This is a genomic window from Rhodococcus sp. AG1013 (assembly GCF_003350365.1).
In the GTDB taxonomy this organism is placed as follows: domain Bacteria; phylum Actinomycetota; class Actinomycetes; order Mycobacteriales; family Mycobacteriaceae; genus Prescottella.
This window is the reverse complement of sequence record NZ_QQAT01000032.1, coordinates 1-21,212: the sequence shown is the minus strand read 5'-3', so window position 1 is coordinate 21,212 and position 21,212 is coordinate 1. Positions and strand designations below refer to the sequence as shown.

The following is a 21,212-nucleotide window of genomic DNA, read 5'->3' as shown; positions in this document are numbered from 1 at the left end:
CCATGTGTGCAACGTGTGGCTGCGGCAAGGTCGACGAGGCCGGCGGGACGGCCGGAACCCGGATCAGTGTCCCCGGCGTGGACCCTCGCGAGCATGCGCACGAACACGAACACGAACACGGTCACGGCCATGCGCACGGGCACGGCCACTCGCACGAGCCGACCGGGACCGAGACGATCACGCTCGAAGAGAAGATCCTGGCCAAGAACGACGTCCTCGCGGAGGAGAACCGCGCGTGGCTCACCGAGCGCGGGGTGCTCGCGTTCAATCTGATGAGCTCGCCCGGCTCGGGAAAGACCACGCTGCTCGAGCGCACAGTGCGAGACCTGTCGGATACCGGTCCGGTCTCGGTGATCGAGGGCGATCAGGAGACACTGCTCGACGCCGAACGCATCCGGGCCACGGGATGTTCTGTGGTACAGGTGAATACGGGCTCGGGATGCCACCTCGACGCCGAGATGATGCGCGGCGCGCTCGACACACTGCGTCCCGCGAACGAGTCGCTGGTGTTCGTGGAGAATGTCGGAAATCTGGTGTGCCCCGCCCTGTTCGACCTTGGCGAGCAAGGCAAGGTTGTCCTAATATCGGTGACGGAGGGCGACGACAAGCCGTTGAAGTACCCGCACATCTTCGCGGTCGCCGACCTCGTGATCGTCAACAAGACCGACCTGCTCCCGTATGTCTCGTTCGACCCTGCGGTGTGCGAACGGAACGCAAGATCGGTGAATCCCGGTGTGCAGGTTGTGAATCTGTCCGCGACCAGCGGCGAGGGGATGGACCGGTGGTACCGGTGGATCGCCGAGCGTCGGCTGGGATGATCATCTGCCGTTGACATATCTCCCGGTCCGCGCCTTAATTGTGGTGGGCGTCACGCAAGTGGGCCGAGGGTCGACTCCGGTGACGCAGGGGCGGGTGAGCCCCGGGGAGTGGCCGACATGTCGACACCGACCAAAGCTGCGAAGAAGCCAGAGCACGCCAAGGCCGACGAGACGGACGAGGGGCTCATCCACATCCTGTGGATCAATGCGGGGCTCAGCTGCGACGGTGACTCCGTCGCGCTCACCGCCGCCACCCAGCCGAGCGTCGAGGAGATCGTCTTCGGCGCACTGCCGGGACTGCCCAAGATCGCCGTGCACTGGCCGTTGATCGACTTCGAGTGCGGGCCCGAGGGCGGCGCCGACGACTTCCTGGAATGGTTCTGGAAGGCCGACCGCGGAGAGTTGGAGCCGTTCGTGCTCGTCGTCGAGGGTTCGATCCCGAACGAGAACCTGCACGACGAGGGCTACTGGTGCGGATTCGGCAACAACCCGGAGACCGGGCAGCCCGTCACGACGAGCGAGTGGCTCGACCGGCTCGCGCCGAAGGCGACGGCGATCGTCGCGGCCGGCACGTGCGCCTGCTACGGCGGTATCCATGCGATGGCCGGCAATCCGACCGGGGCGATGGGCGTACCCGACTACCTCGGATGGGACTGGAAGTCCAAGGCGGGCCTGCCGATCGTGTGCGTGCCGGGCTGCCCGATCCAGCCGGACAACCTGTCCGAGACCCTGACCTACCTGCTGTACCAGGTGACCGAGCAGGCACCGATGATCCCGCTCGACGAACAGCTCCGGCCGCAGTGGCTGTTCGGGCAGACGGTGCACGAGGGCTGTGATCGCGCCGGCTACTACGAACAAGGCGATTTCGCGACCGAGTACGGCTCACCCAAATGCATCGTCAAGCTCGGATGCTGGGGTCCGGTCGTGAAATGCAATGTGCCCAAGCGTGGTTGGATGGCCGGCATCGGTGGCTGTCCCAACGTGGGCGGCATCTGCATCGGATGCACGATGCCGGGCTTCCCGGACAAGTTCATGCCGTTCATGGACGAACCCCCAGGCGGCATTCTCTCGAGTTCGGTGTCCGAGGTGTACGGATCGGTGATCCGCACGCTGCGGAACGTCACCGGCAGGACGCTCGAGAAGGAACCGCATTGGCGCGCGCCAGGGCGCCTGCTCAGGACGGGGGCCGTCCGCACCTGGTAGCGCGAACACACGCGATCGCCGAGGGAAAAGAGGCATCTCGATGACTTCAACCGTGCCCGAGCCGAAACAGGGGGCGACCGACGACAAGGGCCTCGTCGAGATGGCCTGGGATCCCATCACCCGCATCGTCGGCAGTCTCGGGATCTACACCAAGGTCGACTTCAAGAACAAGACCGTCGCCGAGTGCCACAGCACGTCGTCGATCTTCCGCGGCTACTCGCTGTTCATGAAGGGTAAGGATCCGCGCGACGCGCACTTCATCACCAGCCGGATCTGCGGGATCTGCGGCGACAATCACGCGACCTGCTCGTGTTACGCCCAGAACATGGCGTACGGGGTCCAGCCGCCGCATCTGGGGGAGTGGATCGCCAATCTCGGCGAGGCCGCGGAGTATATGTTCGACCACAACATCTTCCAGGAGAACCTGGTCGCGGTGGACTACTGCGAGAAGATGGTGTCCGAGACCAATCCCGGTGTGCTCGCCCAGGCCGAGAACACCCCGGCGCCGCACGCCGACGAGCACGGCTACCGGAGCATCGCCGACATCATGCGGGCACTGAACCCGTTCACCGGCGACTTCTACCGGGAGGCGCTCCAGGTCAGTCGACTGACCCGAGAGATGTTCTGCCTCATGGAGGGTCGGCACGTCCACCCGTCGACGCTGTATCCCGGTGGAGTGGGGACGGTCGCGACGGTGCAGTTGATCACCGACTACACCACGCGCCTGATGCGCTATATCGAGTTCATGAAGAAGGTCGTGCCCATGCACGACGACCTGTTCGACTTCTTCTACGAGGCGCTGCCGGGCTACGAGCACGTCGGCGAGCGTCGGGTGATGCTCGGGTGCTGGGGTGCCTTCCAGGATCCCGAGGTGTGCAATTTCGCGTACAAGGACATGACGGACTGGGGTCGGAAGATGTTCGTCACCCCGGGCGTGATCGTGGACAACAAGCTGGTGACGACGGACCTCGTCGACATCAACCTGGGCATCCGCATCATGCTGGGGTCGTCGTACTACGACGACTGGTCCGACCAGGAGATGTTCGTCAGCACCGATCCGCTGGGCAATCCCGTGGACCGTCGCCACCCGTGGAACCAGCACACCAATCCCAAGCCGCAGAAGCGCGACCTCGAGGACAAGTACAGCTGGGTGATGTCGCCGCGGTGGTTCGACGGCAAGAGCAATCTCGCGCTCGACACCGGCGGCGGTGCCCTGGCCCGGATGTGGTCCACCGCGCTGGCCGGGATGGTCGAGACCGACGAGGTCATGGCCACCGGGCACAGCGTCAAGATCGACTTCCCGAAGACGGCGCTGAAGGGCCCGGCCAGCTTCGAGTGGCGGATCCCGCAGTGGAGCAACACGATCGAGCGCAACCGGGCGCGCACCTACTTCCAGGCGTACGCGGCCGCGATGGCCCTGCACTTCGCGCGCAAGGCGCTCGTCGAGATCAACGCCGGCCGCACCAAGACGTGGGAGTCGTTCGAGGTGCCCGACGAGGGCATCGGCTGCGGCTTCACCGAGGCGGTGCGCGGGGTGCTGTCGCACCACATGGTGATCCGGGACGGCAAGATCGCGAACTACCACCCGTACCCGCCCACGCCCTGGAACGCGAGTCCGCGTGATGCCGAAGGGGTCCCGGGTCCGTACGAGGACGCGGTCACGGATCTGCCGATCTACGAGGAGAACGGCCGTGACGACTTCAAGGGCATCGACATCATGCGTACCGTGCGCAGCTTCGATCCCTGCCTGCCGTGCGGTGTGCACATGTACCTCGGCGACGGGAAGAGTCTCGACAAGCTCCATTCTCCGACGCAGTCCATGACCGGGGAATGAGGTGAGGAATGGGGCCGGTAGACGACGAGACACGGATCCAGGCGCACGAATCCGATCGCTGGCGGGGAGCCGGCGATCGGATCGAGGCGCTGCTCGACGCCTCCGCGGTGGGAGGTCCGGTCGCGCGTGAACGGGCCGAGCAGCTCGTCCGCGAGGTGGTGGACCTGTACGGCGAGGCGTTGGACCGGATCCTGACCGCCGCCGGCCGCACCCCCGGGCTGGTGGACGAGCTGGCGCGGGACGAGTTGGTGTCGAGTGTGCTGCTGGTGAGCGGTCTGCATCCGCACGACGTCGAGACGCGGGTGCGGACGGCGCTCGACAGCGTCCGCCCCTACCTGGGTTCGCACGGCGGCGACGTCGAACTGGTGGACGTGTCGGACGGCGTCGTGCGCCTGCGCCTGCTCGGCAGCTGTCACGGCTGTCCGTCGTCGGCGGTGACGCTGCAGCTCGCGGTGGAGGGCGCCGTGCAGGCCGCGGCCCCGGAGACCACGACGATCGAGGTGGAGACCGACGAGCGCGAGACCGCACCCACGCCGGGCGTGTTCACTGCCGATTCGCTGCTCTCGCACGTGCGTGAGACCACTCCGCAGAACGGAAACTGGCTGGCGGTACCGGAATTCGCCGAGCTCGCTCCGGGGGAGGTCGGCGGGTTCACCGTCGGGGGACTCACTATGCTCGTCTGTCGCGTCGGCGACGATCTCTTCGCGTACCGGGACCGGTGCCCCGCGTGCGGGAACTCGATGGCCGGCACCACGATGGCGCGCCGCGCCGGTGGGCCGGTGAACGATGCGGTCCTGCGGTGCCCGAGCTGTCGCGCTCACTACGACGTCCGCCGGGCCGGCGCCGGGGTGGAGGTGCCGGACGATCACCTCGACCCGCTACCGGTCCTGGTGCGTGACGGCGTGCTCTCGGTGGCCGTGCCCACGGCGGTGACCGGGTGACCGCGCCGCGTGGCCCAGGCACCCCCACCGGACCGGCCCTGGGGGTGCTGCGTCGTATCGCGGTGACCAGACCGGACGCGCCGGTGGGCGAGCGGTGCGAGATGTGTGCGGCCCCGATCGCCGACGAGCACTCGCACGTCGTGAACATGGCCGGACGTCAGCTGATGTGCGTGTGCCGTCCATGCTACCTGCTGTTCACCGAACCCGATGCGGCGCTGAAGTATCGGGCCGTGCCCGACCGGTACCTGTCGTTCCCGGACTTCCGGCTTGGGCCGGGCGAATGGGACGGGCTGGAGATCCCGGTGGGCCTGGCCTTCTTCTTCCGCAACTCCGAGCAGGATCGCACGGTCGCGTTCTACCCCGGACCCGCCGGTGCGACGGAATCCGATCTGCCGATCGCCGCCTGGGATTCGGTGGTGGCGGCCAATCCCGCGCTCCGCACCGTGGTCGCCGACGTGGAGGCGTTGCTGATCCGGGTCCCGACCACCGGACCCGGTGGCGCCGAGTGCCACCTGCTGCCGATCGACGCGTGCTACGAACTGGTCGGCCGGCTGCGGCGCTGCTGGCGCGGCTTCGACGGCGGGCAGGACGCCCGCCGCGAACTCGACGACTTCTTCGCGCGGATCGAACGCCGCAGTGCCGCCGCCGGCGAGGGAGGTGCGCTGTGACGTCGGTGGATTTCTCGGTGCTGTCGATCGGGCCGGAGCCGTTCTCGGTGACCCCCAACCTGATTGCGCGGGTGCGGATCGCCGAGAGCACGGGCGCGACCGTGCACGCGCTGGTGCTGCGCTGCCAGATCCGGATCGAGCCGCGGCGCCGTCGCTATTCGGACGCCGAGGAGGCGGGTCTGCTGGACCTGTTCGGGCCGCGGGAGCGCTGGGGGTCGACGCTGTCGACCTTCCCGTGGCTGCACACCACCGCGGTGGTGCCCGGGTTCACGGGTGAATGTGTGACCGAACTGGTGATGCCGTGCACGTACGACTTCGAGGTGACCGCGTCGAAGTATCTGCACGCACTCGAGGGTGACACGGTCCCCCTCAGTTTCCTGTTCAGCGGCACCGTCTTCACGAAGGGAGCCGGCGGGTTCGCGGTGGAGCAGGTCCCGTGGGATCGCGAGGCGCAGTTCGACATGCCGGTCGAGGTGTGGCGCGACGTGGTGCGGCAGAACTTCCCGTCGAACGGATGGGTGCGGCTGGACCACGACACGATCGCGGCGCTGGCGCGGTTCAAGGCGGCCCGGGGCCTGCTCGGGATCGATCAGGCCGTGACCGAACTGCTCGACGGTGCCGGGGAGGTGGCGACATGACGGGGGTCGGCGATCTGGCGCGGCTGCGGGCGGTGGCCGACGCCGTCCTCTACGAGGGCTACCTGCTCTACCCCTATCGGTCCACATCGGGAAAGAACCAGTCGCGCTGGCAGTTCGGTGTCGTGGGTCCCGTCGGTGCCGGCGAGCGGGGCATCGGCGAGGACTCGTGGATGCACGTCGACTGCGTGCTGGACCGAGCATCCGACGACGTCGTGCTCGAGCCGGTGCTGCGGTTCCTGCAGCTGCAGGTCCGCACGGCCGAGGCAGCAGAGGCGGCAGAGGCGGCAGAGGCGGCAGAGGGGGGCGGCTACACGCCCGTTCCCGAACTCGTGTCGGCCGGGCAGACGTGGGTGAACTGGGACGAGGCCGTGGAGGTGGAGATCCCGCTCGGCGCGTTCACGCTGCCCGAACTGCTCGTCGGTGCCGGCAGCGAGATCCGGGTGCCGGGCGGGACCGACACCGAACAGCTCGGCGCCGCGGGACGTCTGGTCCGCGAGCGGTTCCCGTTGCGGGGCAGGGTCGATCTGCGTGCGGTGGACGTGGACGTGGACGGCGCGGTCCGGCTGGGCGTCGACGTCACGAACGACGGGCGGCTGGACGACCTGGTGCGGTCGGGGGTGACGGACAAGGACACCGCGATCCGGCACTCGTTCATCGGCGCGCACCTGGTCCTCTCGGCCGGCGGTGCGCGTTTCGTGTCGCTGCTCGACCCGCCCGCGACGTTCGCCGACGCGGTGGCCGGCTGCCGCCAGTTCCGGTGCTACCCGGTGCTCGCGGGCGGTCAGGATCCGTTCACGCCGGGGACCAGCGACATTGTCCTGGCGTCGCCGATCATCCTGTACGACCACCCGGAGGTGGCGCAGGAGAGCGGCGGAGACCTGTTCGACGCCACCGAGATCGACGAGATCCTCACGCTGCGCGTCATGACGATGACCGACGCGGAGAAGGCGCAGGCCCGCGCGACCGATCCACGGGCGGCGCAGATCATCGATCGGTGCGACAGCATGACGCCCGCCGAGATGCAGCAGTTGCACGGTGCGCTCCGCGATCCGCGCGCCTTCGGATCCGGGCTCGCCGAGCCCCCGACGTTCGTCACCCCCGGTGGCCTCGTTCCCGACGTGCCCGACGACGTCCCGTGGTGGGATCCCGCCGCCGACACCACCGTTCGGCCCGGCGTCGACGGTGTCCTCGTCGGCGGGGTGCGGGTCGCGAAGGGGAGTCTGGTGCGGCTGCGGCCGTCGCGGCGCGCCGACGCGCAGGACCTGTTCTTCGCGGGCCAGGTGGCCCGGGTGGCGACCGTGCACGCGGATGTGGACGGCGGAACGCACGTCGGGGTGGTGCTCGTGGACGATCCCGCGGCCGAACTGCACGACTGGTACGGCCGCTACCTGTATTTCGCGCCGGACGAAGTGGAACCACTCGATTCGCAGGGCATTTCGGCGAACGAGCGAGAGGAGAATGAGTCATGAGGGCAGTAGGAATGTTCTCCACCGTGCTGTTCGCGGCGGTGGCGGCGGCGGGTGCGTGGATCGCCGTGCGCTCGATCCCGGACATGCAGCGGTATCTGCGGATGCGTCGGATGTGACGATATGACGTCCGCCCCGCCGCGTGTCCTTCTCGCGGGCATCGGCAACATCTTCCTCGGCGACGACGGTTTCGGGCCGGCGGTGCTGAAGGCGGTGGCGGGCGGCCCGCTCCCGGCCGGTGTGCGCGCGGTGGACTACGGGATCCGGGGCATGCACCTGGCGTACGACCTGCTGGATGGCTGGGACGGCCTGATCCTGGTGGACGCGGTGCCGGACCGGGGTACGCCCGGCGCGGTCCGCGCGTTCGAGGTGGGCCGCGAACATCCCGACACGGCACCGCAACTCGACGCGCACGGGATGGACCCGGCATCGGTGTTCGCGAGCCTCGCGGCCCTGGGCGGCACCTTGCCGCGGACCGTCGTCGTCGGGTGTCAGGTGCGCGACGTCGACGAGGGGATCGGCTTGTCCGCACCGGTCGCGCGGGCAGTGCCTGCCGCCGCGGACGTGGTTCGTGCGGTCCTCGCCGACCTCGGCGCCGGTGTCGGAGTGGAGGGCTGAGCGATGTGTCTGGGAATCCCGGGGCGGGTGGTCCGCATGCTCGAGGGCTACGGCGGTCAACTGGCACTCGTGGACGTGGACGGCAGCGAACGCAAGGTCAACATCGGCATGCTCGACGATGCGAGCCTGTCCCCCGGCGACTGGGTGGTGATCCACATGGGTTTCGCGGTGGAACGCGTCGACCAGGCCGGTGCCGAGCAGGCGATGGCGGGTCTGGAACTGATGGGGCGCCCCCGGGAACCGCAGGGCGACCGCGGCGGTCCGCCGTGACGGCCGAGGCCGCCGACACTGCGGTGGTCGCGGGCCGGGCCGCCGTGGTGCGGCACCGGTTGACCGTGCGCGGGGTGGTGCAGGGGGTGGGGTTCCGCCCGTTCGTCGCGCGCCTCGCCGAGGACCTCGGCCTCGCCGGGCACTGCGGCAACGACGAGGTGTCCGTGTTCGTCGAGGCCGAGGGTCCGTCCGGTGCACTGGCCGAGTTCGCGCGGCGACTCAGATGTGACGCGCCGCCGCTGGCCGTGGTGCTGGGCGTGACGGTCGAGGAGATACCGGCACACGGAGACGGTGCCCGGGAGTTCCGGATCGTGCCCAGCGTGCACACCGTCGGTGCGCGCACCCTCGTCCCGCCCGACGTGGGGATCTGCGTGGACTGTGCGCGCGAGATGGCCGACCCCGCCGACCGTCGGTACCGGCACCCGTTCGTGAACTGCACCAACTGCGGTCCCCGATTCACCGTCGTCACCGACCTGCCGTACGACCGGCCCGCAACCACGATGGCGGTGTTCCCGATGTGCCCGCGGTGCGCCCACGAGTACCGCGACCCCACCGACCGCCGGTATCACGCGCAACCGATCTGCTGCCCGGACTGCGGACCGCGGATCTTCCTCGAGACGGACGGCGGTCGGATCGACGGCGACGACGCGGTGCTCGAGCGGGTGCACCGGGAGCTCGCGGCGGGCGGCATCGTCGCGGTCAAGGGGATCGGTGGTTTCCACCTGGTGTGCGATGCCGGCATTCCGGGGGCGGTGCGCCGACTGCGACAGCGCAAGCACCGTCCCGCCAAGCCGTTCGCGGTGATGGCGGCGGACCTGTCGGTGGCGCAGGAGGTGTGCACCGTGAGCACCGCCGAGCGCGAGGTTCTGCGGAGCCCGGCGCGGCCGATCGTGTTGCTGCGGAAGGCGGCCGGGACCGCAGGAGTCCCGGAGGTGGCGCCGGGCCTGGACGAGCTGGGCGTCCTGCTGCCGTACGCGCCGCTGCACCACCTGCTGTTCGCCCCGGTGCCGGGCAGCGACGTCCGGCCGCCGCGGCTGCTGGTGATGACGTCCGGCAACCGCGGCGGCGAGCCGCTGTGCTTCGACAACGACGATGCGCGGCACCGGCTCGGCGGCATCGCCGACGTCTTCCTCATGCACGACCGGGACATCGCGGTCCCGTGCGAGGACTCGGTGCTGACGGTCGTGGACGGCGACGCGGCGCCGATCCGGCGGTCCCGCGGCTACGCGCCGCTGCCGGTGCTGCTGGACCGGGCCGGTCCGACCGTGCTGGCCGTGGGCGCCGAGGTGAAGAACACCTTCTGCCTCACCCGGCAGGACTTCGCCTTCTGCTCGGGGCATCTCGGCGACATGGGCAGCCTGGAGAGCCGACGCGCCTTCGACGCGACGGTGACGCTGCTGTCGGCGCTGCACGACGTCCGGCCCGCACTGGTGGTGGCCGACGACCATCCCGGGTACTCGACCCGGAGCTGGGCGGAGGACTTCAGTGCCCGGACCGGCGTGGACCTGTGCACCGTCCAGCACCATCACGCGCACGTCGCGGCGCTGGCGGCCGAGCACCGGCTGATCGGATCGCCGTTGCTGGGCATCGCCTTCGACGGCACCGGCTACGGCTGCGACCGCACCGTGTGGGGCGGTGAGCTGATCCGGGTGGGTGCCGACCTCCTCGACACCGACCGCGTGGGGCACCTGCAGTCGTTCTCGCTGCCGGGCGGCGACGTCGCGGTCCGCAACCCGGCCCGGGTGGCGCTGGCGCTGCTGCACGAGGTCGGTATCGACATCACCGACACGACGGACACGGGTGATCTGCCGTGCGTACGCGCGCTGCAGGCGAACGAACGAGCCGTGGTCACCGCCCAATTGGCGTCCGGACGGGGGTGCGTCCGGACCACGAGCGTCGGTCGGCTGTTCGACGGCGTCGCGTCGTTGCTCGGGGTCCGGCACCGGGTCAGCTACGAGGCGCAGGCCGCGATCGAACTCGAGGCGCTGGCCCGCACCGCCCGCATCGCGGCGCCGATCGAGATGCGGGTCGCCGACGGGCAGTTGCTCCTCGGGGACCTGATCGACGGGCTCGTGACGGGTTTCCGTGCAGGAGTGCCGGTTCCGGAGTTGGCGCTCGGATTCCACCGCGCACTGGCCGAGGCCACCGCCGGGCTCGCCGTCGCCCTCGTAGGGGAGGCAGGAATGGACACGGTGGGACTGACGGGCGGAGTGTTCCAGAACCGGCTGCTGACGTCGCTGCTGCGGCGCCGGTTGGAGCTGGCGGGCCTGACGGTGCTGACCCACCACGTGGTGCCGCCCAACGACGGCGGACTCTCGCTGGGGCAGGCGGTGCTGGGGCTCGCGGTACTCGGGGCGGAGCGCCGGACAAGGACCGAAGCGATCGATGGGGTGCAACCATGACGACGAGCGACACCGGGGTCGAACTGATCGACCGCGAACTGTCCGCGGATCTGGCGTCGGCGGCGCTGTCGCTGGCCCGCAGGTTCCAGAACGGCGCGACGTTGTGGGTGGTCTCGCCGCAGTGGGAACCGCACGCACACCACGTGGCGGTCGAGTTCGTGCACCCGGTGATCATGGGTAAACGTGCGCTGCCGTCGGTATCACTCGTGGAACCGGATCCGGTGGCGCAGTGCCGCGTCGCGGCTCGGCCCGGTGACGTGATCCTCGCGGTGGCGTCCGCGGACCAGCCGCAGGTCCGCGACATCATGCGCCGCGCTCCGGCGTGGGGCACCGACACGATCTGGATCGGCTCGGGACCACGACCCGACGCAGGCGCGGCCACCCACATCCTGTGGGTGGACTCCGACGACCCGATGGTTCCCGCTACCGGACGGTTCGTGCTGATGTACCACCTGCTGTGGGAGCTCACTCACGTGTGCTTCGAGCATCCGGGACTGCTCCGTGCCTCCGACGGCACCGACGCCTCCGACTGTGCCGACGACGTGTGCGTCACGTGCAGCGACGAGGGCAGGCTCGCGGAAGTGGTGATGGTACCGGTGAATTCGTTCGACGAGGTACTCGTTCGCACCGCGGCGGGGGAGGAGCGGGTGGACGCAACGTTGATCGGTGACGTCGCCGAACGGGATCTGCTGCTGATCCACGGCGGCGCGGCGATCACCCGGGTACATCCCGACGAGGAGGCGCGGTCATGACCGGCACGACACCGGAATCCGGCTCGCAGGGCACGGACTTCCTGTACCCCTTCATCGACGCCCACGAGGAGGGCGCCGACGCGCTACTGGACGACCTCGCCGCATCGGCCCGGGGCAAGGCCGCGGAAAGTGCCCGGCTGCAGCGGGACTCGATCTCCGAATGGGGCGAGCAGATCCGGGAGGCCGGTGCCCGGATGGCCGAGCGGTTCGCCGACGGCGGTCGGCTCTACACCTTCGGCAACGGCGGGAGTTCCACGGACGCCGCCACGCTCGCGTCGCTCTTCAGCCGACCGGCCCTGGGGCGGCCCGTCGCGGCGTGGTCGCTGGCCGCGGACCAGGCGGTGGTCACCGCGCTCGGCAACGATGTCGGGTTCGATCTGATCTTCTCGCGGCAGATCATCGCGCACGCCCGCTCGCAGGACATGGCGATCGCGTTGTCGACGTCCGGCAACTCGGACGACCTGATGATCGCCCTCGCGGAGGCGCGGCGGCGCGGGCTCCTCACGATCGGTTTCGCCGGGCACGACGGCGGCCGGATGGCCGTCAGCGACGACCTGGACTACTGCTTCACCATCCGGTCGCAGAGCATCCACCGCATCCAGGAGAGCCACGCCCTCGTCGGCTACCGGCTGTGGTCGGCGGCCCAGGAACACATGTCACGGCAACACACGTCACACGAACATTCGACCGCGACAACGGGACAGGAGGGTTAGCCATGGCAACAGAACCCACGACGGCCGCCGAGCGTGAGGACCGGGTGCTGGACCGCATCGCATCCTTCCGTAAGCGCCGGCCCCGGCTGCTCGAGGAGGTGGTGACCCTGGCGCACGGAGCGGGCGGGAAATCGTCCGCCGCGCTGGTGGACTCGGTGTTCGTCGAGGCGCTGCGCAATCCCCAGCTCGAGCAGTTGGGGGACGCGGCCGCCCTCACCCTTCCCGCGGGGGAGCGGATCGCGTTCTCCACGGACTCGTTCGTGGTGCAGCCGTTGCAGTTCCCGGGAGGATCGATCGGCAACCTCGCCGTCCACGGCACCGTCAACGACCTCGCGGTCTCGGGTGCCCGGCCGCTGTGGCTGTCGGCGGCGTTCGTCATCGAGGAGGGCTTCCCCATCGCGCTGCTGCGCGAGATCGTCCGGGACATCGCCGATTCGGCGGCGCAGGCCGGTGTCCACGTGGTCACCGGGGACACCAAGGTGGTCGGCAAGGGTGCGGCGGACGGCGTTTACATCTGTACCGCCGGCGTCGGCTCACTGCCCGTCGACCGGAAGCTGGGGCCGGAGTACGTCCGTCCCGGGGACCGGTTGCTGATCTCCGGCACCATGGGCGAGCACGGCATGGCGGTGATGCTGGCCCGCGGCGAACTCGCGATCGAGGCCGACATCCGTTCCGACACCGCCCCGGTCAACGGTCTGGTGCACGCGCTGCTCGAGGCGGCCCCGTCGACCCGATGGATGCGCGACGCGACGCGTGGCGGCGTCGGCACGGTGTGCAACGAGCTGGCCCAGTCCACCGGGTTCGCCGTCGTCCTCGACGAGGAGGCGCTGCCGGTGCAGCCGCAGGTCCTGGGCGCGTGCGACCTGCTCGGCATCGATCCGCTGTACGTCGCGAACGAGGGCAAGTTCGTGGCGGTGGTCGCGGAAGCCGAGACGGAGGCAGCGGTCACGGCGCTGCGCAGTTGTCCGGGTGGCGAGAACGCCGCCGTCGTCGGGGAGGTGCTCGCCGAGCCCGAGGGCATCGTCGCGCTGCGGACGGCGTTCGGCGGCAGTCGGATCGTGGACATGCTGGTGGGAGATCCGTTGCCCCGCATCTGTTGAGCGGACGAGCGGTTCGAGAGGAGGAAACGATCATGTGTCTGGGTATCCCGGGCCAGGTGGTGCAGATGGTGGACACCGAGCAACACCTCGCGAAGGTCGATGTCAGCGGTGTCCAACGGACGATCAGTGTGCGACTGCTGGCCGACGACGGACTGGTGGTGGGCGACTGGGTGCTGGTCCACGTGGGTTTCGCGATGGCGAAGATCGACGAGGCCGAGGCCGCGCTCACGCTCGACCAGGTCCAGAAGATGGGCGCCGACTACGTCAACGAGATCGACGCCTTCAACTCGTCGCGCATCAACTGAAGCGGCACCGGTACGAGGAGGTTGCAGCATGAAATTCGTGGACGAATTCCGCGACCCGGCGGCTGCTCGCGCGCTGGTCCGGTCCATCACCGAACTCGCCGGCGACGACGAGTTCAAGTTCATGGAGGTGTGCGGCGGCCACACCCACACCATCTACCGGCACGGCATCGAGCACCTGCTCCCGCAGTCCGTGGAACTGGTGCACGGACCCGGCTGCCCGGTGTGCGTGATCCCGATGGGCCGCGTCGACGACGCGATGTACCTCGCGGAGCAGCCGGACGTCATCTTCACGACCTTCGGCGACATGATGCGGGTGCCGGGATCGCACGGCAACCTGATCGAGGCCAAGGCCCGCGGTGCCGACGTGCGGTTCGTGTACTCACCGCTCGACGCCCTCAAGATCGCCGTCGACAACCCGGACAAGCAGGTGGTGTTCTTCGCGGTCGGATTCGAGACCACCGCACCGTCCACCGCGGTGACCCTGGTGCGGGCCCGGCAGATGGGGGTGACCAACTTCAGCATCTTCTGCAACCACGTGACGATCGTGCCTCCGATCAAGGCGATCCTCGAGTCGCCGGATCTGCGACTGTCCGGGTTCCTCGGCCCGGGACACGTGTCGACGGTGGTGGGCCTGCGGCCCTACCGGTTCGTCCCCGAGGTGTACGGCAAGCCGATGGTGGTGGCCGGGTTCGAACCCCTCGACATCCTGGCGTCGGTCTGCATGCTGCTGCAGCAGATCCGGGACGGTCGCTGCGAGGTGGAGAACCAGTACATCCGTGTGGTGCGCCCGGAGGGGAACACACAGGCGCTGAAGCTGATGAGCGAGACGTTCGCGCTGCGACCGCACTTCGAGTGGCGGGGGCTGGGATTCATCTCGCAGAGCGCCCTGAAGATCCACCCCGACTACGCCGAATTCGATGCGGAGGAACGGTTCTCGATGCCGGGCGTGCGGGTGGCCGATCCCAAGGCCTGCCAGTGCGGAGAGGTCCTCAAGGGTGTCATCAAGCCGTGGGAGTGCAAGGTGTTCGGTACCGCGTGCACACCGGAGACCCCGATCGGCACGTGCATGGTGTCGCCGGAGGGCGCGTGTGCGGCGTACTACAACTTCGGCAGGCTGCACCGCGAGACGGCGCTGCTGGTGGGGCGGAGACCGGAGTGACCACCGGCATCGATTCCGGACGGATCCTGTTCGCGCGGTACGCCTATGCGCCGAACGCGCTGGGCTACTGCGGTCCGCCCGGCGCCGCGGGCCTCGAGGCGGTGGCGTGCGGGACCGGATCGGGCGTCGACGTCGGTGCCGCGGCCCGGCAGTTCAGTGGTGCGTGGCCGTACCAGCAGTTGCTCGCCGAGCTGGCGGGGATGGACGACCCGCTCGACGAGAGGGTGGTGCGCGGCTACTGGACCGGCAACGAACTGACCGCCGCCGTGGACCGGGAACGGTTCGGCCGGGAGTTGCTGGTCCGGTTGGGGGAGCGGGCCGGACACTACTGGAACTACCTCACCGACGACCTGTTGCCCGAGGCCGCGCCCACCCACGCCTTCCACGTGTTCGGGGTGTACCCGTGGACCCGACTGCTCGGCACCAGGATGCCGCAGCCGCTGCACGTGCTGGACTCGTGCCGGATCCGCAACGGCGTCGTCCTGGAGTTGCGGCCGGACACCGCCATCGTGCGTTCGCGGGGACTGCAGTTCGACGGGACGAAGCTGATGCTGGGCCCGCTCGAGGACCGGGCGGTGCGCCGACGCGTCCCGGCCGGCTCGTTCGTACCGGACCTGCGGATGGGCGACCGGGTGGCGGTGCACTGGGACCTGGTGTGCGACCGGCTCGACACCGACGAGGCGGCGTCCCTGGAACACTGGACCGACTGGCAGCTGGGGCGGACCAACGAGCGGCTCGCGAGCGAGGCCGTCAGTGCCCCGTCCCAGGACCCGGTGTAGCCGCCGGAAGCACGAAGCCCCACGGTAGTTCGAGGCGGTGCGCCGCGAGCAGGGCGTCGTCGGCGAGGACCCGCTCGATCCGGTCGTCGGCGACCACGCGCCCGTCGTCCAGTACGACGGCCCGCCCGCACAGCTGCGCCGCGTAGGGCAGGTCGTGCGTGACGAGCAGCAGCGTGGTGTCCAGCCCGCCCAGGACCTCGGCGAGCTCGCGTCGGGCCACGGGATCGAGATTGCTCGACGGCTCGTCGAGCACCAGGACCTCCGGCCGACACGCCAGCACCGTCGCGAGGGCGACCCGGCGGCGCTGCCCGGCGGAGAGGTGTCCGGCGCTGCGCTGCGCGTGCTCGGTCATCCCCACCTGTTCGAGGGCGTCGGCCACCCGGTGTTCGAGGTCGCTGCCGCGGACCCCGAAGTTGGCGGGGCCGAACGCGACGTCCTCGGCGACGGTGGGCATGAACAGTTGGTCGTCGGGATCCTGGAAGACGACACCCACCCGGCGTCGGATCTCGCGGACGGTATCGCGGCCCAGTTCGAGCCCGCCGATCCGCACGCTGCCGGCGGTGGGGGTGAGGACGCCGTTGAGCTGGAGCATCAGGGTGGTCTTGCCGGCGCCGTTCGGTCCCAGCACCGCGACCCGTTCGCCCTCGGTGACCGTGAGATCGATGCCGTCCAGCGCGCGGCGCCGGTCCGGATACTCGAAGGTGAGCTGCCGGACGTCTATCGCTGTCGGAGCAGCCATCTCACACCATCCATGCTGTCGTCGCGATCGCCACCGCGCATACGGTCGGCGCCAGGCCCACACACCAGTCCACCCGGCCGGCGGGTGCGCTCGACAGCGGCACCGTGCCGGTGAAACCCCGGGACGCCATCGCCAGGTGCACGCGTTCTCCTCGCTCGTAGGCGCGCAGGAAGACTCCGCCGACGCCACGGGCGGTGGCTCCCACCTGATGCAGCGTGCGGGGGTCGTCACCGCGGGCGATCCGCGCGGTCCGCATCCGATCGATCTCCCCGGCAAGGATATTGACGTAGCGCAGCATCAGCGTCACGACCGTGACGATGATGCCGGGCACGTGCAGCCGGGACAGCCCGGCCGGCAGTGCGCGGACGGGGGTCGTGGCGGCCAGCGTCAGCGACACCAGCACGCCGAGGGTGCCCTTGACCAGAATGTTCCACGCCGCGAGAAGCCCCGGGACCGACAGAGACAGCCCGACGGCGGTGATCCGGTCACCGGACTCGGCGAACGGCAGGAGCACCGCGAGGACGACGAACGGCAGTTCGATGAGCATCCGGGGTGCCAGCCAACGCAATCCGATGCCCGCGATGCACCAGACCACCACGAGGATCGCGAGGTACAGCGCGAACGCCCACACCGCCTCGCGTGGTGTGGCGACGATCGCGAACACCCCGACGAACGCGGCGAGAATCTTCACCTCGGCGGGCAGTCGGTGTACCGGGGATGCGCCCTCGAGATAGAGCGGGTGGGTGTGCGAACCCGACACGTCACGGCCCCCGGCGGCGGGCGAGGACGCGGAACAGCAATCCGGCCGCCACGAACACGGCCACCACCCCGAGTATCCCGGCCACGCCGGTGAGCGCGGAGTTGCCGCGGATCGAGTAGTCGGCCAGCGGCGACGAGGACAGGTGGTGATCGGTGGCGTTCTGCGCGATGCAGTCGCCCACCAACTGCTCGGCGCCATCGGTCTCGACCACCTCGCACCCGCGCTGCGTGGTCGCGTCCAGGCCGTCGGGGCTGGAACTGGCGAAGTACGAGAGCACGCCCGCGATCAGCAGTGCTGCGACCGCGAAGCCGACCAGGAACCACGAGCGGGTGCGGACGGTCCTGGTCATGGCGTCACCGCCGCCCGCACCGGCCGCGCGCGCAGCAGGTACACCAGGTCCGGGCGGGCGCGGGCGACCGCAACGACCGTGAACGCGGTGATGATCCCCTCGCCGACCCCGATCAGCGCGTGGGTGCCGAACATGTACGCGGCGACGGTGTGCAGCGACGTCACGGCGGCGCCGCCGATCGCGTACTCCACCACGAACATCGATGCTGCGAGAACCGTTGCACACCAGGCCGAGAAGAACGCGAGGATGCCGATCCCGGCATCGCCGCCTCGAACCAGCAAGGGCCGCAACGCGACGGCCACGGTGTACCCGACCGCCGTCCCGACGAGCGCCATGTTCGTGATGTTCGCGCCGAGTGCGGTGAGACCGCCGTCGGCGAACAGGAGCGCCTGCACGGTCAGCACGATCGTGATGCACAGCGCGCCGGTGTACGGCCCCACCAGGATCGCCGCGAGACCGCCCCCCAGCAGGTGGCCGCTGACTCCCGGCAGGATCGGGAAATTGATCATCTGCACCGCGAAGATGAATGCCGCGACCAGTCCCGCCATCGGGGCGGTCCGCTCGTCCAATTCGGTTCGCGCGCGCCAGATCGCGATGCCGACACCCACGGCCGCGACAGCCCAGAACAGGGCCGACGTGGGAGCGTCGAGGATGCCGTCGCTCATGTGCATTGCGGAGTATTCGATGACCACGGTGCCCTCCTGGGGCCGGGGATCGGTACCCGCAGTCTATCGAGTCATCTGAACAGTTGAACAGGCTTTCCGGAATCGTCCGGTTCCGGTGTCTGCCAACGATCTATCGGGGGCGCAGGAGGACGTATGCGCATCCCAACGTTGTCGCGGTCAGGACCAGGATTCTGAGGGACTCGGCCACTCTCACTCCGATGGCAAGGGCGAGGACGGTCGGGCCGATCGTGAAGAGGACCGCGCAGAGAATCAGCGGGATCCGCCTGGAGGGGCGGGCGGGCCGTCGAATATCGGTTTCGTCGGACCGCGAATCGATCAGGTCGAGTTGCGGGTCGAGGTGATCGAGACTGTTCATTGGGGCTTTCGCACTACTTCGTCGTGTTCGATGGGATCGTGCTGGTTGGAAGGGGTTTTGTCGCGCTGCGCCGGATTCGATGCTAATGGAATTCGGGTGGCCCACCGACCCGCTTTCGTATTCGTTGACGACAGTGAATTCAACGAAAATGGTCTGTTCTTCTCAGGACTCGACGCGGCCGAGTCCATTGGGGTCTTTCGGCACTGGTACGCCTTGGCCGCTCGTGGCAGCGCCGGCGAAATCGGCCCGCAGATGGAGAGAATTGTCACTCCCGGCTCAGCGTGCAATTCGTGGGTCAGTCGATTTCCCGTAGGCCTGAATCGTCCAGTTCGAGCCGGCGCGTGATACCGATGTCGTCGAGGAACTGCCGATCGTGGCTGACGACGATCAGCGCCCCGCGGAACCCGTTGATCGCCTGCACCAGGTGGGCAAGGCTCGGCAGGTCCAGATTGTTGGTGGGCTCGTCGAGGATCAGCAACCGCGGCGGGGGATCGGCCGCGAGGAGCATCGCGAGCGCGGCGCGCAACCGCTCGCCGCCCGACAGCGTCGCGACCGCCGCGTCGGATTCGGCTCCCCGGAACAGGAATCGCGCCAGACTGCCGCGGACTTGTTCGGCCGACGCGTGTGGGGCGGCGGCGGCAACATTCGCGGCCACCGACTTCTCGTCGTCGAAGATGTCGAGACGCTGGGGGAGTAGCGCGAACGGAACCTTCGTGCCGCTCCGCGCGATCTCCTGCAGCGCCGTGGTCTTGCCGATCCCGTTCGGTCCGGTCAACGCGATCCGCTCGGGACCGGTGACGGTGAGGTCGACTGACTGACCGGAACGCAGGCGCGTGCCGGTCAGCTCGATCACCTGCTGTCCCGGAAACACCTCGGTGTCGGGCAGATCGACGCGGATCTCGCGATCGTCCCGCACCCGGTCCTGCGCATCGGCGAGAATCCGTTTGGCGTCGTCGAGCTTCTCGATGTGATTGCCCCGCAGCTTGCCGGCCGACTCCTGCGCTGCGCGCTTGCGCAGGCCCATCACGATCTTCGGTTCCCTCTTGTTCTCGGACATCTTCTTGCCGTACCGCGCTCGACGGTCGAGCTTGATCTGCGCCTCGACGAGTTCGCGTCCCTGCTTCCGGACGTCGCTGCGGGCGTCGCGCAGTGCAGCGCGGGCGGCTTCCTGCTCGGCCTCGACGGCCGTCTGGTAGTCGCTGAAGTTGCCGCCGAACAAGCGAATTCGACCGTCCCGCAGTTCGGCGATCGAGTCCATCGTCTCGAGCAGGCCGCGGTCGTGGCTGACGGTCAGCACGGTGCCGGGGAACTGGAGGACCGCGGCGGTGAGAAGGTCGCGGCTGTCCACGTCGAGGTTGTTGGTGGGCTCGTCCAGCAGCAGGACGTCCGGTTGGAGCAGTAGTTGCGCGGTGAGCCCGAGCAGTGTGGTCTCGCCGCCGGACAACTCGCCCACCGTGCGGTCGAGATCGCCGACGCCGGTGACGATGCGCTGCAGTCCGAGGCGGTGCAGCGTCGACACGGCGCGTTCCTCGATGTCCCACGAGTCGCCGACCGTGGCGAAATCGGATTCGGTGCCCGCCCCGGATTCGATGCGCGACAGCGCCTGTCGAATGTCGGCGATGCCGAGCACGACGTCCACCCGAACAGTCGGGTCGAGTGTCAGGTCCTGCGCCAGATACGCGACGGTGCCGTGCGCGGTGACGGAACCACGGTCCGGTCGCAACCGTCCGCCGATCAGTTTCAGGAGCGTCGACTTGCCGGAACCGTTGAGACCGACGAGGCCGGTTCGGCCCGAGCCGAACACGGCGTCGAGTCCGTCGAGGACGGGGGTGCCGTCGGGCCACGAGAACGTGAGGTCGGACAGGGCGACGGACGAGGAAGGATGTGCCATGAATACTCCGAGAGGTTGCGTGCGGTGCGCAGGCGTGTGCCGCAGCACACGCCGCGCTCTGGCGCGGGGTCACCTCTACAGGAGCAAGGGCTCTCTCCGATCGAACGGGAACATCGACGTCGAACACGTTATGGGCGGTTCAACGCTCGCGCAACCCATTTATTCCGCTCGCGGGGAGCGGAAGGGTTCCGCAGACCGGTGACCACGACGATCATGGAACTCGTGTGCGGGTACTCGACCCATGCGACCCCCAGGAACCCGGGAGACATCGATGACGGTCACCGACGAATACCTCGAGAACAACAAGCGCTACGCCGAGACCTTTTCCGGCCCGCTGCCGCTGCCGCCGAGCAGGCACGTCGCGGTGGTCGCCTGCATGGACGCGCGACTGGACGTATACCGGATCCTCGGGCTCGGTGACGGCGAGGCGCACGTGATCCGCAATGCGGGCGGCGTCGTCACCGACGACGCGTTCAAGCGCGCCATTCAGGACGAGACCGGCATCAAGCCGAACTGGTCCGCCGAGGCGTTCCCGGACGTGGAGGAAGACGTCCGGCAGTCGTTGCGCCGCGTCGCGAGCAGCCCGTTCGTCACGCTCACCGAGTCGTTGCGCGGCTTCGTGTTCGACGTCGCCACCGGGCGGCTCACCGAGGTCGGGGACTGGCGCTAGCTGTACCTGGCCATCAGGTTGGTTGCAGTCGGCTGATCGGTGGGAGTCCTCCGAGTGCGCTGTGGCGTCGTCGAGTGTTGTAGTACTCGAGCCAGG

The 21,212-nt window shown here is 69.0% G+C and carries 24 protein-coding genes; 18 read left to right on the top strand and 6 right to left on the bottom strand.

Annotated features, from left to right (window positions below; translation table 11 throughout):
• Positions 1–2 precede the first annotated feature (2 nt).
• From hypB to DEU38_RS26360, 17 genes are all read left to right on the top strand, one after another.
• Positions 3–818 (top strand): hydrogenase nickel incorporation protein HypB, encoded by an 816-nt coding sequence (gene hypB / locus DEU38_RS26435; protein ID WP_114724343.1) that lies wholly within the window; start codon positions 3–5, stop codon positions 816–818.
• A 117-nt stretch (positions 819–935) separates the two neighbouring features.
• Positions 936–2,021, top strand: coding sequence for a hydrogenase expression protein HypE (locus tag DEU38_RS26430; RefSeq protein ID WP_114724365.1), 1,086 nt, complete (start codon positions 936–938; stop codon positions 2,019–2,021).
• A 40-nt stretch (positions 2,022–2,061) separates the two neighbouring features.
• Complete coding sequence (locus DEU38_RS26425; protein WP_114724342.1) at positions 2,062–3,855, top strand: nickel-dependent hydrogenase large subunit; 1,794 nt, start codon at positions 2,062–2,064, stop codon at positions 3,853–3,855.
• Between the two features lie 8 nt (positions 3,856–3,863).
• Positions 3,864–4,796, top strand: coding sequence for a NifU family protein (locus DEU38_RS26420; RefSeq protein ID WP_114724341.1), 933 nt, complete (start codon positions 3,864–3,866; stop codon positions 4,794–4,796).
• The gene (locus DEU38_RS26415; protein ID WP_114724340.1) at positions 4,793–5,464 is read left to right on the top strand and encodes a DUF5947 family protein; all 672 of its coding nucleotides are present in this window, start codon (positions 4,793–4,795) and stop codon (positions 5,462–5,464) included. Before DEU38_RS26420 ends, DEU38_RS26415 begins: the two co-directional genes overlap by 4 nt.
• Positions 5,461–6,102, top strand: coding sequence for a DUF6084 family protein (locus DEU38_RS26410; protein WP_114724339.1), 642 nt, complete (start codon positions 5,461–5,463; stop codon positions 6,100–6,102). Before DEU38_RS26415 ends, DEU38_RS26410 begins: the two co-directional genes overlap by 4 nt.
• Positions 6,099–7,571: a hypothetical protein gene (locus DEU38_RS26405; RefSeq protein ID WP_114724338.1), complete on the top strand. Its 1,473-nt coding sequence runs from the start codon at positions 6,099–6,101 to the stop codon at positions 7,569–7,571. Before DEU38_RS26410 ends, DEU38_RS26405 begins: the two co-directional genes overlap by 4 nt.
• The gene (locus DEU38_RS29930; RefSeq protein WP_397484761.1) at positions 7,568–7,687 is read left to right on the top strand and encodes a DUF6893 family small protein; all 120 of its coding nucleotides are present in this window, start codon (positions 7,568–7,570) and stop codon (positions 7,685–7,687) included. Before DEU38_RS26405 ends, DEU38_RS29930 begins: the two co-directional genes overlap by 4 nt.
• Positions 7,688–7,691: 4 nt before the next feature.
• Entirely contained in the window at positions 7,692–8,186 is a 495-nt protein-coding gene (locus DEU38_RS26400) for a hydrogenase maturation protease (RefSeq protein ID WP_114724337.1), read from the top strand.
• A 3-nt stretch (positions 8,187–8,189) separates the two neighbouring features.
• A complete protein-coding gene (locus tag DEU38_RS26395) occupies positions 8,190–8,456 on the top strand; it encodes a HypC/HybG/HupF family hydrogenase formation chaperone (protein WP_114724336.1) in 267 nt (88 codons plus the stop codon).
• Entirely contained in the window at positions 8,453–10,858 is a 2,406-nt protein-coding gene (gene hypF / locus DEU38_RS26390) for a carbamoyltransferase HypF (RefSeq protein ID WP_114724335.1), read from the top strand. Before DEU38_RS26395 ends, hypF begins: the two co-directional genes overlap by 4 nt.
• A complete protein-coding gene (locus tag DEU38_RS26385; protein WP_114724334.1) occupies positions 10,855–11,610 on the top strand; it encodes a hydrogenase assembly protein HupF in 756 nt (251 codons plus the stop codon). Before hypF ends, DEU38_RS26385 begins: the two co-directional genes overlap by 4 nt.
• The gene (locus tag DEU38_RS26380; RefSeq protein ID WP_114724333.1) at positions 11,607–12,323 is read left to right on the top strand and encodes an SIS domain-containing protein; all 717 of its coding nucleotides are present in this window, start codon (positions 11,607–11,609) and stop codon (positions 12,321–12,323) included. Before DEU38_RS26385 ends, DEU38_RS26380 begins: the two co-directional genes overlap by 4 nt.
• Before the next feature lie 2 nt (positions 12,324–12,325).
• The gene (gene hypE, locus DEU38_RS26375; RefSeq protein ID WP_114724332.1) at positions 12,326–13,423 is read left to right on the top strand and encodes a hydrogenase expression/formation protein HypE; all 1,098 of its coding nucleotides are present in this window, start codon (positions 12,326–12,328) and stop codon (positions 13,421–13,423) included.
• A 32-nt stretch (positions 13,424–13,455) separates the two neighbouring features.
• Positions 13,456–13,728: a HypC/HybG/HupF family hydrogenase formation chaperone gene (locus tag DEU38_RS26370; protein WP_114724331.1), complete on the top strand. Its 273-nt coding sequence runs from the start codon at positions 13,456–13,458 to the stop codon at positions 13,726–13,728.
• Positions 13,729–13,756: 28 nt separating this feature from the next.
• Complete coding sequence (hypD, locus tag DEU38_RS26365) at positions 13,757–14,887, top strand: hydrogenase formation protein HypD (RefSeq protein ID WP_114724330.1); 1,131 nt, start codon at positions 13,757–13,759, stop codon at positions 14,885–14,887.
• Positions 14,884–15,666, top strand: a complete 783-nt coding sequence (locus DEU38_RS26360) for a DUF6390 family protein (protein ID WP_114724329.1) — start codon at positions 14,884–14,886, stop codon at positions 15,664–15,666. The genes hypD and DEU38_RS26360 overlap by 4 nt, the downstream gene beginning before the upstream one ends.
• On the opposite strand, the gene DEU38_RS26355 is transcribed toward DEU38_RS26360, so the two are convergent.
• The 5 genes from DEU38_RS26355 to DEU38_RS26330 form a co-directional block, all read right to left on the bottom strand.
• Positions 15,638–16,405 (bottom strand): energy-coupling factor ABC transporter ATP-binding protein, encoded by a 768-nt coding sequence (locus DEU38_RS26355; protein ID WP_114724328.1) that lies wholly within the window; start codon positions 16,403–16,405, stop codon positions 15,638–15,640. The genes DEU38_RS26360 and DEU38_RS26355 overlap by 29 nt on opposite strands.
• A 1-nt stretch (position 16,406) precedes the next feature.
• Positions 16,407–17,165, bottom strand: a complete 759-nt coding sequence (gene cbiQ / locus DEU38_RS26350; RefSeq protein WP_114724327.1) for a cobalt ECF transporter T component CbiQ — start codon at positions 17,163–17,165, stop codon at positions 16,407–16,409.
• Position 17,166: 1 nt separating this feature from the next.
• Positions 17,167–17,514, bottom strand: a complete 348-nt coding sequence (locus DEU38_RS26345; RefSeq protein WP_114724326.1) for a PDGLE domain-containing protein — start codon at positions 17,512–17,514, stop codon at positions 17,167–17,169.
• The gene (locus tag DEU38_RS26340; RefSeq protein WP_114724364.1) at positions 17,511–18,185 is read right to left on the bottom strand and encodes an energy-coupling factor ABC transporter permease; all 675 of its coding nucleotides are present in this window, start codon (positions 18,183–18,185) and stop codon (positions 17,511–17,513) included. Before DEU38_RS26340 ends, DEU38_RS26345 begins: the two co-directional genes overlap by 4 nt.
• A 665-nt stretch (positions 18,186–18,850) precedes the next feature.
• Entirely contained in the window at positions 18,851–20,446 is a 1,596-nt protein-coding gene (locus DEU38_RS26330) for an ATP-binding cassette domain-containing protein (RefSeq protein ID WP_114724324.1), read from the bottom strand.
• A 271-nt stretch (positions 20,447–20,717) separates the two neighbouring features.
• On the opposite strand from DEU38_RS26330, the gene DEU38_RS26325 reads away from it, so the two are divergent.
• The gene (locus DEU38_RS26325) at positions 20,718–21,116 is read left to right on the top strand and encodes a carbonic anhydrase (protein ID WP_114724323.1); all 399 of its coding nucleotides are present in this window, start codon (positions 20,718–20,720) and stop codon (positions 21,114–21,116) included.
• A gap of 13 nt (positions 21,117–21,129) precedes the next feature.
• Here DEU38_RS26325 and DEU38_RS26320 read toward each other — a convergent pair.
• Positions 21,130–21,212, bottom strand: an 83-nt coding sequence (locus tag DEU38_RS26320; RefSeq protein ID WP_147283480.1) for an integrase core domain-containing protein, incomplete at its 5' end; no start/stop codon positions are given.

Coding starts and splice junctions, on each gene's coding strand:
- hypB (WP_114724343.1), top strand. CDS start 3: ATGTGTGCAACGTGTGGCTGCGGCAAGGTCGACGAGGCCGGCGGGACG.
- DEU38_RS26430 (WP_114724365.1), top strand. CDS start 936: ATGTCGACACCGACCAAAGCTGCGAAGAAGCCAGAGCACGCCAAGGCC.
- DEU38_RS26425 (WP_114724342.1), top strand. CDS start 2,062: ATGACTTCAACCGTGCCCGAGCCGAAACAGGGGGCGACCGACGACAAG.
- DEU38_RS26420 (WP_114724341.1), top strand. CDS start 3,864: ATGGGGCCGGTAGACGACGAGACACGGATCCAGGCGCACGAATCCGAT.
- DEU38_RS26405 (WP_114724338.1), top strand. CDS start 6,099: ATGACGGGGGTCGGCGATCTGGCGCGGCTGCGGGCGGTGGCCGACGCC.
- DEU38_RS29930 (WP_397484761.1), top strand. CDS start 7,568: ATGAGGGCAGTAGGAATGTTCTCCACCGTGCTGTTCGCGGCGGTGGCG.
- DEU38_RS26400 (WP_114724337.1), top strand. CDS start 7,692: ATGACGTCCGCCCCGCCGCGTGTCCTTCTCGCGGGCATCGGCAACATC.
- DEU38_RS26395 (WP_114724336.1), top strand. CDS start 8,190: ATGTGTCTGGGAATCCCGGGGCGGGTGGTCCGCATGCTCGAGGGCTAC.
- DEU38_RS26385 (WP_114724334.1), top strand. CDS start 10,855: ATGACGACGAGCGACACCGGGGTCGAACTGATCGACCGCGAACTGTCC.
- DEU38_RS26380 (WP_114724333.1), top strand. CDS start 11,607: ATGACCGGCACGACACCGGAATCCGGCTCGCAGGGCACGGACTTCCTG.
- hypE (WP_114724332.1), top strand. CDS start 12,326: ATGGCAACAGAACCCACGACGGCCGCCGAGCGTGAGGACCGGGTGCTG.
- DEU38_RS26370 (WP_114724331.1), top strand. CDS start 13,456: ATGTGTCTGGGTATCCCGGGCCAGGTGGTGCAGATGGTGGACACCGAG.
- hypD (WP_114724330.1), top strand. CDS start 13,757: ATGAAATTCGTGGACGAATTCCGCGACCCGGCGGCTGCTCGCGCGCTG.
- DEU38_RS26355 (WP_114724328.1), bottom strand. CDS start 16,405: ATGGCTGCTCCGACAGCGATAGACGTCCGGCAGCTCACCTTCGAGTAT.
- DEU38_RS26345 (WP_114724326.1), bottom strand. CDS start 17,514: ATGACCAGGACCGTCCGCACCCGCTCGTGGTTCCTGGTCGGCTTCGCG.
- DEU38_RS26340 (WP_114724364.1), bottom strand. CDS start 18,185: ATGCACATGAGCGACGGCATCCTCGACGCTCCCACGTCGGCCCTGTTC.
- DEU38_RS26330 (WP_114724324.1), bottom strand. CDS start 20,446: ATGGCACATCCTTCCTCGTCCGTCGCCCTGTCCGACCTCACGTTCTCG.
- DEU38_RS26325 (WP_114724323.1), top strand. CDS start 20,718: ATGACGGTCACCGACGAATACCTCGAGAACAACAAGCGCTACGCCGAG.